The sequence below is a fragment of the Neptuniibacter sp. QD34_54 genome (genome assembly GCF_047778055.1).
In the GTDB taxonomy this organism is placed as follows: domain Bacteria; phylum Pseudomonadota; class Gammaproteobacteria; order Pseudomonadales; family Balneatricaceae; genus Neptuniibacter.
The window spans coordinates 68,485-81,724 of record NZ_CP180546.1; the positions used below are offsets into that span (position 1 = coordinate 68,485).

The window sequence follows — 13,240 nt, forward strand, 5'->3', positions numbered from 1 at the left end:
AAGGCAGATTGGAGTTGTGTATGAAGTTGAATATTGAACAGCTGCAGAGCTTTCTCGCAGAGCACTTTCCCCAAGGTGAGCAGTATGGGGAATTGGTGGAGTTAAGTGATGGTACTGCCACTATGCGTCTGCCGGTGGATGATCAGCATCTAAGACCGGGCGGCACCGTCTCTGGCCCAGCGATGATGGGGCTAGCTGACGTGACGGTCTATGCGGCGCTATTAAGCCGTATAGGCCCCGTACCTTTGGCGGTGACGACTCAGTTGAATATCAACTTCTTACGCAAGCCTTCTGCCAATCGCGATATCTTCGCTACAGCACAGATGCTCAAAGTCGGAAAGCGTTTGGCGGTGGGGGAAGTGTATATCTTATCGGAAGGGGATGAGGAACCAATGGCCCATGCGACCATGACCTACTCAATTCCTGATCCTGATAAGCGTTGATCGGCAAATTGATCGCACCTGAGCTTGCTCAGGTGCGGTTGGATCAAGCTTGTTCGTTTAGCTGAGCCGCTTGTTTTACTAGAGAGGCAAGGCTGCTCGCGCGCATCTTGCTCATCACCCGTGAGCGATGCACTTCAACGGTTTTAGGGCTGATATCCAGCTCTTCTGCAATCTGACGATTGGCATTGCCGGCAACCACAAGCTTCATCACCTCTTTTTCACGGCGGCTAAGGCTAGCGTAGTTTTCCTGAATCTCCAGCTGAGCACCTTGTTCGTCGCGTGCTTTTTGCGCTTTGCTTAACGCTCGGCCAACTAGGCGTAGTAGCACATCGCCGTCGAACGGTTTCTCTAAGAAATCCATCGCGCCCTGTTTCATCGCGCTCACCGCCATTGGAATATCACCGTGGCCGGAGATCACAATAATCGGCATCTGGATATTACGCTCTTGCATAATTTGTTGCAGGGCTAGGCCGTTAATCTCGGGCATACGTACATCCAGTAACATACAACCGATTTCGCCATTAAAGTTATCCAGAAACTCCCGTGCAGAAGGGAAGGTAACAACGTTGTGGTTGGCAGATTCTAAAAGCCATTGCATGGAATCACGAAAATCTTCGTCATCATCAACAATATAGATAGTGCCTGTCGGATTTGTTTGCATCATTGTTCTCTTAACGGCAGTTTCAGATAAAAGTGCGTACCGGTTTGACCGTCACTCTCTGCCCACATCTGGCCCCCGTGGGTTTCAATAATAGTACGGGATATAGATAAGCCCATACCTAAGCCAGTCGTTTTAGAGGTGTAAAACGGTTCAAACAGCTTAGCTAAACCTTCGCTGCTAATTCCTTTTGCCTTGTCCTCTACCGAAACGTGAATATAACCTTCGGCAGCTTTGGTTGTGATAATAACGGGTCTGTAGGCTTTGTTACAGTCGTTGTAAGCCTCAATTGCGTTCCGCATCAGGTTAAGCAGTACCTGTTCGATCTGTACTTTGTCGGCTACCAGCGGGGGTAAATTATCCCCAAATTGGAAATCAAAGGTGATGTTATGGTCCTGAGCTTCCTGGCAGAGGAAGGCACTGACCTCCTTGCAACTGTCGTTAATCGGGAAAGCAAAGCACTGGTAATCGGTCTTGCGCACAAAGGAGCGCATCCGTTTGATGATCTCTGAAGCTCGTTTCGCCTGCTTCATAATCAGCTTCATGGAGCCCGATACGGTTTTTACCGGATCTGCATCACCCTCTTCCAAACGTCTTTGCGTGCCATGACAGTAATTCAGAATTGCAGCCAAAGGTTGGTTCACTTCATGAGCTAGACCGGTAGCCATTTCACCTACCGAGAGCAAGCGTGACATATGAGCCAACTCGAGCTGATGGCGTTTGGCTTCCTCTTCTGCTTCCAGACGTAGGGTGATATCACGACCAATCAGTGAGTAATACTCAACCTGATTATTCTCACGGCGATTGCGGTGGGCAATGATTTCGCGAATCTCAGCTACACGGTTCAATTCTGGGTCTAACTGCATCGGAATACTGCCGTACCAAACCCCGTGGATGGAGGCGTGTTCCAAAGCATCTTTGATCAACGTGTCTAAGATCTCTGCAGAGAAAAGCTGCGATAGGTAGTAGACCACCGGCTTATCTTTCTCGGCGCCGAGGGTGTGATAAGCCGACTCATTCAGATAGGTCAGTTTATGGGTTTTGTGGTTACAAAACATGATCATATCGGATGAGGCTTCAACCACGCGTGCGAGTCGACGCATATCCCGTTGCGCTTCTTCACGCTCGGTTACATCTCGGGATACACAGATGATCTCTTGTGGATTTCCGCTGTCATCACGGATCACACGGCTGGTGGTCTCGAGCCAGATATAGTGACCTTTTTTGTGACGGTAGCGGTACACATTGGTGTAGACGCCGCTGCGATAACGGACGCTATCATCGCGCTTGGAAAGGTTGTCTGCATCTTCAGGGTGGAACTGCTCATACCCCGCCATGCCGATGATCTCTTCGGGGGTATAACCGAGTACAGTTTCAACCGCAGGGCTGGCATCTATGTAGGTCCACTCTTTGGTGGGGGTATGCCTTGAAATCATATCGGTCGACTGTTCTGCTAAAAGTCGATAACGATCAGCATCAGCCTTACAACGGGCGAGTTCTAAACTCTGGTCATCACTCATATTAAAACCTGCGGGAAATCCCGATCTAAAACCTTTTATTTTTATACTTAGACTTTAAAACAGCTTTGAGGATAAGGGAAGATACTTATATATGGTTAATTGTAGTTTTAAGTCTGCTAACCAGATGATCTGAAAGGTGTTTTTTTGATTAGTTGATGCTAGTTTTGGCGTGGGCATCTAAAGGATTAATAACAATGATAACAAGCCAAAACCCTTACGAAATTGGGCTAGATAAGAACCAAGCCAATTACGCTGCGTTAACTCCGCTGAGCTTTTTAGAACGCGCAGCATTTGTTTACCCCGACCATATCGCTACCGTGCATGGCGGCGCACGCCGTAGCTGGTCCGAGACATATACCCGTTGTCGTCGCTTTGCCAGTGCTCTGCAACAACGAGGTATTGGCAAGGGCGATACCGTATCAGTTATCGCGCCAAATCTTCCCGAAGTGTTTGAAGCACATTTCAGCGTGCCTATGTCTGGCGCGGTTCTGAATGCGATCAATGTGCGACTGGATGCTGAGGCGATTGCGTTTATCTTGCAGCATGCGGAATGCAAAGTGGTTCTGGTGGAGCGCGAATTTGGTGCTCTGGTTAAACAGGCACTTGAGATGGCAGATATAGATCCTCTAGTGATTGCGATCGAAGATTCTAGTTTCACTGAGGGTGAGCAGATTGGCAGCATCACTTACGATGGACTGCTTTTAGAAGGCGATCCTGAGTTTGCTTGGCAGCCGCCCGAGGATGAATGGGATGCGATCACGCTGAACTACACCTCAGGTACGACCGGCGACCCTAAAGGGGTGGTATACCATCATCGAGGCGCTTACCTGAATGCAATGAGCAATGTGGTCTCTTGGGATATGGGGCGTCACCCCAAGTACCTTTGGACCCTGCCGATGTTTCATTGTAATGGCTGGTGTTTCCCTTGGTCTTTGGCTGCGTCTGTTGGTACCAGTGTGTCCCTGCGCCATGTTCGTGAAGAGAAAATCTACGATCTAATTCGTGAAGAAAAGATCGATCATTTCTGCGGTGCTCCGATTGTTCTAAATATGCTGAATAACGCCCCTGATGAGTTCAAGCAAGGGATTGAGCACAAAGTTAAGGTGATGACCGCTGGTGCTGCACCGCCTGCTGCAGTCATACAAGGGATGGAGGAGATGGGGATTGATGTGACCCATGTCTATGGCCTGACAGAGACCTACGGCCCTTCAGTGCTGTGTGCATGGCACGATAAGTGGGATGACAACAGCATCGAAGAGAAAGCCCGTCTCAAAGCTCGCCAAGGCGTGAAAGCGCCTATGCTTGAAGACTTGATGGTGGCTGATCCGGATACCCTAGAACCTGTACCGCAAGATGGCGAAACCATCGGCGAGATCTTTATGCGCGGTAATCTTGTGATGAAAGGTTATCTAAAGAACAAACCGACTACGGATGCGTCCTTTGCTGGCGGCTGGTTCCACTCAGGAGACCTTGCGGTATGGCATGAGGATGGCTACATCGAGATAAAAGATCGCTCAAAAGATATCATTATCTCTGGCGGTGAAAATATCTCCTCGATTGAGGTTGAAGGCGTGCTTTATCGTCATCCTGACGTGTTGGAAGCGGCAGTGGTAGCTAAGCTCGACGATAAATGGGGCGAGGTGCCTTGTGCCTTTATCAAACCTAAGCCGGGTGCGAGTCTAACTGAGGCTGAAGTTATCGAGTTTTGCCGCTCCAATATGGCGCGTTTTAAAGCGCCGAAAGTGGTGGTGTTTGGAGAGCTCCCTAAAACATCGACCGGTAAGATACAGAAGTTTGTTTTACGCCAACGCGCCGAAGCAGAAGAATAGGCGCTGTATCCCTCTGCGCACTTTTCTTAAAGTGCGCAATTTTATCCAAGTATTAGTTTTGCTCATCCCTCTACACTGTAGTTAAGGAACCTACGAATAAGTCTCATACTTTCTCAGTGGGCTATAAAGCGACCAGATACGCGAAAGTCAGTGCAGTTAAATGTCGGTACCTTTGCAAGCTGACTGACAACGTAGATGGTCGTTTTAGAGCCCACCCTACGGGGCTTATAGAGTAACTGAATCGCTTTGTTAATGATTTTCGACAGGCAACCTGCATGCCTGTAATCATTGCCTCGCGCTTCAACTGCTCTGTAAGCCTGAGTCGTATAGGACTTGTTCGTAGGTTCCTTCAAGCTGCAGGCGATTTATACTAGCAAGAGCGGTGAAGAGTGATGAATCAGAATAACCAGTTCCAATACAGTAAAAGCGAGCATTTAGAACAAGTTACTGTTCTTAATGCTGCGATGAGCGATTTTTCTTATGGACGTCATGCCCATGAGGAGTATTCGTTCGGGGTTACGCTGACTGGTCGACAAGACTTTTTCTCCAGTGGTCAATTTCATCGTAGTCTCCCTGGCAATATTATCGTCTTTAACCCGGAAGAAGTGCATGACGGTCATTCCGGTATCGATGATAGATTGCAGTACCGCATGCTCTATGTGCACCCTGATCAGCTCGCACCTGTCTTCCAAGCCGCCGGTATCAAAAGCCAAGGCTTTCGTGTGGCGGATACACTGTTGGATGATGCCCAACTCCGTCAGCATATTCTGCAATTAGTTCAGCTGATCGAAGATCGCTCTGCAGATAAGCTGTGCCAAGAGTGCGAGCTTTATCAGATGGCAACGCGGATTACGCAGCTGTACGGCGAATGTCAGGCGGACCAAAAGGCTCGTCGTGTCGATAGCTTACTTCTGCGAGCACGGGATTTTATTAATCACAATCTACAAACTGATGTTTCGCTTGAAGAGTTGAGCCAACAAGCCAATCTCTCGAAGTATCATTTCCTGCGGATGTTTCGACAGCAATTTGGTATCACACCGCACCAGTATATTTTGAACTGCCGGATCAACCGCGCCCGTGAGGATTTGGAGAAGGGCAAAGCTCTGGATGATGTGGTGTTTGATTATGGCTTCAGCGATCTGAGTCACTTCAACCGGCGCTTCAAACCGATCTTTGGTATGACGCCCAAGCAATATCAGAAGCACTTTCTGAACGCTTAATTTCAAGGCTCCTCCGAGCCCCTTAAATCTCTCTTTTTAATCCGAGTTGATCACTATGGTTGAAATACTCCTGTACGCCTTTGGCGTGATGTACACCCCTGGTCCCTGCAATCTACTCAGCTTAAATGCCGGTATACATGGGCAGATTCGCTCGGCACTGGCGTTTAGTCTGGGTGTGGCCAGTGCGATGCTGGTGCTGTTTTTACTGTTTGGATATGTCGGCGCTTGGTTTATTACCGCGGGTTATGAGCTGTTTTTGAGTGCTGCTGGCAGCCTTTATATTCTCTACTTAGCTTACAAAGTGGCTCTGTCAGCCATGGCAATGACGGAAGTGAAAGCTAATCAGAACCCAATGAGCTTTAAAGAGGGGTTGATCCTTCAGTTGCTCAACCCTAAAGCGTTTATCGCGATCTTGCCGATAGTCTCGGTGCAGTTTCCGGCAGCCGAAATATCGGGATACGCTATTTTTGTCTGGTCGTTACTGTTATCCACAATGGCGTTTGGCGCGCCGAGTAGTTATCTGTTTATGGGTGCGCGATTAGGTAAGCTTATTCACAATCCACGCTACTTCCGTGGTTTAAACTGGGCGATGTCGTTACTGTTGGTGTATGTGGCGTTGGATATTGCTTATCAGCATATATTCCTGAAGCTAGCTTAGGGAGGATAGATCATCAGCAATTGGTTTGTGCGACCAGTTCGATGATTCTTATAGCATCTAAATCAAGGTTTTTAACCACATTGCTACCCATTTTCTTAAACTCTGGGCCTAAGATCATGGCGGGTGATACAGCGGCAGTCTCGCTTTGGGATTGTTGCTCCTTACTGAGTTGTTTTTGTCGCCAAGCGAGCGCTTCTGGGCTCCAATCATCGTAACTTTGGATATAAAAGCCCGCTTTTTCGAGTAGGCATTCTAATTCTGTTTGTGTGATTAGGTGAGAGTTGCTCGGCTCTCGCGCCCAAGGCACGGGAAAGTGCATTGCGCCGGTATTGGGTCCTTGGATAACTTCGTGTAGCAGTAAGCGGCCTTGTGGCTTTAAAACCCGTCGACATTCAAGCAATGCTTGCTGGCTATTGGGGATATTGAGCAGGCTATGCTGGAAGATAATCAGATCAAAGCTATCGCTGCAAAAGGGTAATTGCTGCGCATCGGAAGTGACCAGTTTAGGAGTATCAAAAGAGGGCAATAATTGTGATATTTGCTGGTGGGTTTGGTTAAATTCGTGGGTTATATCCAGCCCAACCACATTAATACGCAGTTCCGACTCGATTAAACGCATCAAACCGCCCAACCCAGAGCCAATATCTAATACTCGATTCGGCCTGCACAATTTTATTTGTTGCAGTAGCTTCTTGGAGGCTTTAATGCCGCCGATATGTAACTGATCGATAGGGGCCAATTGAAACGCAGTTGGCCCCTGTGGATAAGATAAGTGCAGTTGGCGGATGATCTGCTCGCCATCGAATGCTTGTGAATAGTGTTTATTAACCTCAGTCACGGCCTATTCCTGTATCTAATCTAATTCTCATCGAGCCCCAACTCTTCGATAGAGATCTCTCGCATCTTAAATTTCTGGATCTTGCCGGTGACGGTCATCGGGAAATTATCGACAAATTTAAAATAACGCGGGATCTTAAAGTGACTTATCGCTCCTTGGCAGAAGCTTTTCAGCTCGTCTTCAGTCACGTTGTCTGCTTGCGGTGTCAGTTTGATCCAAGCGACCAGTTCTTCACCAAATTGTGGATCGGGTACACCGGTGACTTGGACATCTGAAATCGCAGGGTGGGTGTAGAGAAACTCTTCGATCTCTTTTGGATAGATGTTTTCGCCTCCGCGAATCACCATATCTTTGATACGGCCGACAATCTGCACGTAACCCTCAGCATCCATAATGGCGAGATCGCCGGTATGCATCCAGCCTTGCGAGTCGATAGCATTGTTAGTTGCTTCTGGATTGTTCCAATATTTCAGCATCACGCTGTAGCCGCGGGTACATAGCTCGCCTACATCACCTCTTGGCTGAACTTCGCCTGTGGCTGGATCGATAATCTGGCTTTCGATATGCGGTTGGGTACGGCCTACAGTAGAGACGCGTTTATCAAAGGGATCATCGGCAGCCGTCTGGGTGGATACCGGGCTGGTTTCGGTCATGCCGTAGGCGATCTGGACCTCGTGCATATGCATTTTGGTATTGACCGCTTTCATTACCTCCGCAGGACAGATAGATCCGGCCATAATGCCGGTGCGCAGGCTACTCAAGTCATACTGCTCAAACTCAGGGTGTTCCATCTCTGCGATAAACATCGTTGGGACACCAAACAAGGCGGTCGCACGTTCTTCGGCCACTGCGGTGAGGACGGATTGCGGCTCGAAACCTTCGTCAGGGTAGATCATAGCCGCGCCATGGGTAATACAGCCTAAGTTACCCATCACCATGCCAAAGCAATGATAGAGCGGCACCGGAATAACTAAGCGATCCTGATCGGTGAACTTCATGCTTTCGGCAACAAAGAAGCCGTTATTCAAAATATTGTGGTGCGATAGCGCCGCCCCTTTCGGGAAGCCGGTTGTGCCGGATGTGTACTGGATATTGATCGGGTCGTGAATATCTAAGCTCGTCTGCACAGTGCTAAGTTGCTCGGCACTGATCTGATCTGCGTGATTTAGAAATTCCTGCCAGCACCAACTACCTGCTAACGCTTGCGAAGAAAGGCTGATCACGCCCTTGAGGTTAGGTAGCGTAGCAGAGGTTAATTGGCCGGCTTGCGCTGCTTTAAGTTCTGGAGCTAAAGAGTAGAGCATCTCCATATAGTTAGATGATTTAAAGCTCACAGCAGAGACCAGATACTTGGTGCCTGATTGGTTAAGCGCGTACTCCAATTCATGGGTGCGGTAGGCCGGATTGATGTTTACTAGAATCGCACCGATCTTTGCCGTCGCTAACTGAGTAATTGTCCATGCCGCACAGTTAGGGGACCAGATACCAACACGATCACCTTTCGAAACGCCTATCGCCAGAAATGCTCGTGCAGCCTGATCTACCTGTTGCTGTAACTGAGTGTAGGTCAGGCGAATATTCTGATGACGAACGATCAGTGCATCGTTATCTGGAAATTTTTCTGCCGTTAAATCAAATTGATCACCAATGGTGATATCCAATAAGGGCTCGGTTTTAGAGCCTTGAGTGTAACTGTGTAGATCGGACATGTTGGATAAACCTTTTCTATTTTTGTTGTTAGGTCTATGTGTATTTCAAGCTGAGTATTAACGATGCTGGCTGTGGTATTCCAGATTGGGTTGCATATCCACAGCGCTCGCGACTCGATTGGTCATGTTGTAGAAACCTGCGATGTTGGCGATATCCCAGATATCTTGATCACTAAAACCGGCATCTCTTAGCTGTTGGCGGTCATCTTCATTCATGCGGTGGGGTGATTCGGTCAGCTTCACGGAGAAATCGAGCATAGCGATGTGTCGTTCTGAGAGTTTGGCGACACGGTAGTTCATCACCAGCAGTTCTCCGAGGGTCGGCTCTTGAGAGTATTCACGCACAGCAGCGCCATGCGCGACCTGGCAGTAGTAGCAAGCGTTACTGGCAGAAACAGCGACCGCGATCATCTCTTTTTCCAAATTGCTGAGACCGCTTTTGCCTAGCATTAACTCGTTATACAAGCTGGAAAAAGCTTCTAACTGAGCGATGTTGTGGCTGTAAGCTTTCAGCACGTTAGGGATTAAGCCCAGCTTTTCTTCGCATAAAGCGAAGTACTTCTGGAACACTTCTGGAAGTTGATCTTGTGAAGGCAGAGGCAGATCTAACGCCGTAAGGTGAGACGGTTGTGGATTCATGTTATTTCTCAAATAGATGATTTAGGAGTGAGGGCTAGGGCGACTTTAGAGCCGTTACTGCGTTGCAGTTGCTGGCTGATCCAGTGGCTCACTTTTATGAGTTCGTCCAGTTGCACGCCAGTTTCTATGCCGAGGCCATTGAGCATATAGAGCACATCTTCGGTGGCGACATTACCTGATGCCCCTTGGGCATAAGGGCAGCCACCTAAGCCTGCGACAGAGGTATCGATGACACTGACCCCTTCTTCAAGCACCGCATAGATATTGGCTAGAGCTTGGCCGTAGGTGTCGTGGAAGTGTGCGGCTAATTTTGAAACGGGTATTTCTTTGGTTACGGCTTCTATCAGCCTTTTAGCCTTCAATGGTGTACCGGTGCCGATTGTGTCGCCTAGAGATATCTCATAGCACCCCATTTCAATCATCTCTTTACAGACAACCGTGACCTGTTCAGCGGATATTTCACCGGTATAAGGACAACCCATCACCGTGGAAACATATCCTCTGACAGGGATATTGTTGGCGTTAGCTTTTTCGATCAGCGGCGCAAACCTTTCAAGGCTTTCGGCTATAGAGCAGTTAATATTTTTTTGCGTAAACGCTTCAGAAGCGGCGGTAAATACCGCAACTTCATCAACCTCTGTGTTGAGTGCTTTATTTAAGCCAGTTAGGTTGGGGGTGAGTGCGGCATAAGTGGTGTCTGGATGACGCTGAATACCCATCATCACTGCACTGGCGTCAGCCATTTGTGGAACCCACTTAGGAGAAACAAAACTTGTGGCCTCAATATGACTTAAACCTGCACTGGACAGCGCATTGATCAGATCGATCTTAATATCAGTCGGAATAATATCGCCGGGCTCATTTTGTAAGCCATCACGAGGCCCTACCTCGACCAATTTGACCTGCTTCGGCAACGTCATGATGCGGCTTCCTCTTCGGAGAATTCCAACTCGAGCAGTTCCGCACCTTCTTCGACTAGATCCCCTGCGGCAAAGAAGACTTCACTGACTTTACCTGCATGAGGAGCTGAAATACTGTGCTCCATCTTCATCGCTTCCATGATCACTAAGGCTTCGCCGGCTTGTACCGATTGCCCTTGTTCAACTAAAACCTCAACGACGACACCGTTCATGGGTGCGGTGAGAGAGTGATCGGCTTTCCCTTGCTCAGAAACGTGCGTGGTTTGATGCAAACTGCATCGGAAGCTGAGGTCGTGATGAAACAGGTGAAGCTCATTACCATCACGGAAAAAGTGCATCTGTAGCTGTTGATCATCAACTTGAACCCGAAGTTGATCATCCTGCTGCGCTAGGCTGATGTTGTACTGCTGCTCATCAACAGTAACGAGTTCTGTCTCTGACCGTTGTTCGATATTTATGTCATGAATGGCTTCACCCTCCTGTAGCTGAAGGCTTCGAATCGACGGGATATTCAAGCGCCAGTTACACAATGCCGTAAACGGAGAAGGGTGAGCATGACGATCAGATTGGTCTTGAGTTTCTAACTGCCCAAACAGACTCGCTGCGATGGCGAGATAGAGTGAACTGTCTATGACTGGCTCGGCAAAGAGCAGATCGTAGTGGCGTTCGATAAAACCAGTATCTAAGTCGAGATCTGCAAAAGGTTGTGCAGATGCTAGATCTCTTAAGAACTTCAGATTGGTTTTTAAACCGGCAATACGGTATTCCGATAATGCTCGATTCAGACGCAAAATTGCGGCATTGCGATCTTCACCCCAAACAATCAGCTTCGCGATCATAGGATCATAATATGGGCTGACCTCATCACCGTTGCGAACACCACTGTCGATGCGGACACAGTCGGATTCTTCGGGTGTGGATAAGTATTTTAAAGTGCCTGTCGCCGGCAGAAAGTCGTGCGCAGGGTCTTCGGCGTAGATACGGGTTTCGATCGCATGCCCCTTGGCTTTGATCTGATCTTGAGATAGCGGAAGTTTTGCTCCTGCGGCGATCGCCAATTGCCACTCTACGAGGTCGACGCCGGTGACGTACTCGGTTACAGGGTGCTCTACCTGAAGGCGGGTGTTCATCTCCATAAAATAGAATGAACCATCGGTGTCGTATAAAAACTCGACCGTACCTGCACCGACATAGTCGATGGCTTGAGCTGCGCGCACAGCCGCTTCACCCATGGCCTTGCGGGTTTCGTCCGCTAAATTAGGGGCGGGTGCTTCCTCTATGATCTTCTGGTGACGACGCTGGATAGAGCAGTCGCGATCGGCGAGATAAACACCATTGCCATGCTGATCACAAAAGACCTGCACTTCGATATGACGCGGTTGCTCCAAATAGCGCTCAATCAGCATATCGGGGTTAGCAAAAGAGTTTTGAGCTTCTCGCTGCGCGGCTTGTAGGGCGCTATCGAATTCATCCACAGAGCGAACCACACGCATCCCTTTACCACCCCCGCCAGCCACCGCTTTTAGCAACTGTGGATAACCGCAGTCTATCGATGCTTGTTTTAGGCGTTGTGGATCTTGATCGTCTTCATGGTAACCCGGAACTAAAGGCACATCGGCTTTAGACATAATCGCTTTGGCCGCGGACTTAGAGCCCATAGAGGTGATTGCGCTGGCTGGTGGGCCGATAAAGGTAATGCCGTGGCGTTCCAACTCAGTTGCAAACTCAGCATTCTCAGATAAGAAACCATAGCCTGGGTGTACCGCTTCAATTCCGGCTGTACGGCTGATCTCTAGGATCTTATCTGTACGCAGATAACTCTCAGCACTAGGAGCTGGGCCGAGTAGATAGGCCTCATCAGCCATCTGAACATGCTTGGCCTTGGCGTCTACTTCGGAGTAAACCGCAACGCAGCGAATACCTAAACTCTGTGCCGTTTTAATTACACGACAGGCGATCTCACCGCGGTTAGCGATTAAGATTTTCCGCGGTAGTGTCGTCGATTGTGTTTCGCTCATGACTCTACCCACTCTGGCTTTCGTTTTTCTAAAAAGGCGCTGAGCCCCTCTTGGCCTTCGGGACTGACTCTTATCTCGGCGATCCGTCTGGCTGTGTCGGTGATCAGATGAATATCGATATGACTATCACTGACGGCAGCAACTAAATGTTTGGCAGCGGCCATCGCCAACGGGCTGTTTTGCAGCAACTGATTGATCAATTGGTGGCAGCTATCATCGAGCAGCTCGGTTGTGGCCACGACTTGGTGAACCAGACCGTAATGATGGGCATCGCAGGCAGAAAAGGATTCGGCGCTGATCATATAGCGTCGAGCCTGCCTTGAGCCCATTGCACGGATCACATAAGGGGAGATCACTGCGGGAATCAGGCCAATTTTGACCTCACTCAGGCAGAACTGACTCTGTTCGGTGGCGATTACGAAATCACAACAGGCAGCCAAACCTACCGCACCACCGTAAGCTGCGCCTTGCACTAAACAGATCGTAGGTTTGCTGAGGATATCTAGTTGATGCATCAAAGCGGCTAACTGCTTTGCATCATCAAAGTTGTCGTCATAGCTGTTTTTGGCCATACGCTTCATCCAGCCAAGATCGGCACCGGATGAAAAGTTCTTACCTTCAGACCGTAGGACCAACACGCGTACTTCTGGGTCTTTATCGCAGGCCTCTAAATGACCTAACAATTGCGAGATGATCTGATCGTCAAAAGCGTTATGCACTTCAGGTTTGTTAATCACGAGATGCGCTACGCCTTGGGCTTTATTCAATAACACTACTGGCTTAGTCAT

At 48.8% G+C, this 13,240-nt stretch carries 12 protein-coding genes; 4 read left to right on the plus strand and 8 right to left on the minus strand.

The genetic code is table 11. The features are described from left to right. Positions 1-20: 20 nt before the first annotated feature. The gene (locus tag ACMXYP_RS00290; protein WP_415883016.1) at positions 21-443 is read left to right on the plus strand and encodes a PaaI family thioesterase; all 423 of its coding nucleotides are present in this window, start codon (positions 21-23) and stop codon (positions 441-443) included. Positions 444-486: 43 nt separating this feature from the next. Here ACMXYP_RS00290 and ACMXYP_RS00295 read toward each other — a convergent pair whose 3' ends face one another. Further along, positions 487-1,107, minus strand: a complete 621-nt coding sequence (locus tag ACMXYP_RS00295; RefSeq protein ID WP_415883017.1) for a response regulator transcription factor — start codon at positions 1,105-1,107, stop codon at positions 487-489. Beyond that, the gene (locus ACMXYP_RS00300; protein ID WP_415883018.1) at positions 1,104-2,621 is read right to left on the minus strand and encodes a PAS domain S-box protein; all 1,518 of its coding nucleotides are present in this window, start codon (positions 2,619-2,621) and stop codon (positions 1,104-1,106) included. The genes ACMXYP_RS00295 and ACMXYP_RS00300 overlap by 4 nt, the downstream gene beginning before the upstream one ends. 194 nt (positions 2,622-2,815) lie before the next feature. Here ACMXYP_RS00300 and ACMXYP_RS00305 point away from each other — a divergent pair, with 194 nt between their 5' ends. From ACMXYP_RS00305 to ACMXYP_RS00315, 3 genes are all read left to right on the plus strand, one after another. Continuing rightward, on the plus strand, positions 2,816-4,450 hold the full coding sequence (locus ACMXYP_RS00305) for an acyl-CoA synthetase (protein ID WP_415883019.1): 1,635 nt from the start codon (positions 2,816-2,818) through the stop codon (positions 4,448-4,450). A 392-nt stretch (positions 4,451-4,842) separates the two neighbouring features. Next, complete coding sequence (locus ACMXYP_RS00310) at positions 4,843-5,670, plus strand: helix-turn-helix domain-containing protein (protein WP_415883020.1); 828 nt, start codon at positions 4,843-4,845, stop codon at positions 5,668-5,670. A 55-nt stretch (positions 5,671-5,725) separates the two neighbouring features. Then, a complete protein-coding gene (locus ACMXYP_RS00315) occupies positions 5,726-6,328 on the plus strand; it encodes a LysE family translocator (protein ID WP_415883021.1) in 603 nt (200 codons plus the stop codon). A gap of 13 nt (positions 6,329-6,341) precedes the next feature. Here ACMXYP_RS00315 and ACMXYP_RS00320 read toward each other — a convergent pair whose 3' ends face one another. From ACMXYP_RS00320 to ACMXYP_RS00345, 6 genes are read right to left on the minus strand one after another with little or no spacing between them, the layout of a single operon-like run. Next, the gene (locus ACMXYP_RS00320; RefSeq protein ID WP_415883022.1) at positions 6,342-7,166 is read right to left on the minus strand and encodes a class I SAM-dependent methyltransferase; all 825 of its coding nucleotides are present in this window, start codon (positions 7,164-7,166) and stop codon (positions 6,342-6,344) included. A 20-nt stretch (positions 7,167-7,186) separates the two neighbouring features. Then, positions 7,187-8,875 carry an AMP-binding protein gene (locus tag ACMXYP_RS00325; RefSeq protein ID WP_415883023.1) on the minus strand — a complete coding sequence of 563 codons (1,689 nt, stop codon included), beginning with the start codon at positions 8,873-8,875 and terminating at the stop codon, positions 7,187-7,189. A gap of 57 nt (positions 8,876-8,932) precedes the next feature. Further along, positions 8,933-9,514 (minus strand): peroxidase-related enzyme, encoded by a 582-nt coding sequence (locus tag ACMXYP_RS00330; RefSeq protein ID WP_415883024.1) that lies wholly within the window; start codon positions 9,512-9,514, stop codon positions 8,933-8,935. A gap of 8 nt (positions 9,515-9,522) precedes the next feature. After that, positions 9,523-10,434: a hydroxymethylglutaryl-CoA lyase gene (locus ACMXYP_RS00335; RefSeq protein WP_415883025.1), complete on the minus strand. Its 912-nt coding sequence runs from the start codon at positions 10,432-10,434 to the stop codon at positions 9,523-9,525. Next, entirely contained in the window at positions 10,431-12,452 is a 2,022-nt protein-coding gene (locus tag ACMXYP_RS00340; protein WP_415883026.1) for an acetyl/propionyl/methylcrotonyl-CoA carboxylase subunit alpha, read from the minus strand. The genes ACMXYP_RS00335 and ACMXYP_RS00340 overlap by 4 nt, the downstream gene beginning before the upstream one ends. After that, entirely contained in the window at positions 12,449-13,240 is a 792-nt protein-coding gene (locus ACMXYP_RS00345; protein WP_415883027.1) for an enoyl-CoA hydratase/isomerase family protein, read from the minus strand. The genes ACMXYP_RS00340 and ACMXYP_RS00345 overlap by 4 nt, the downstream gene beginning before the upstream one ends.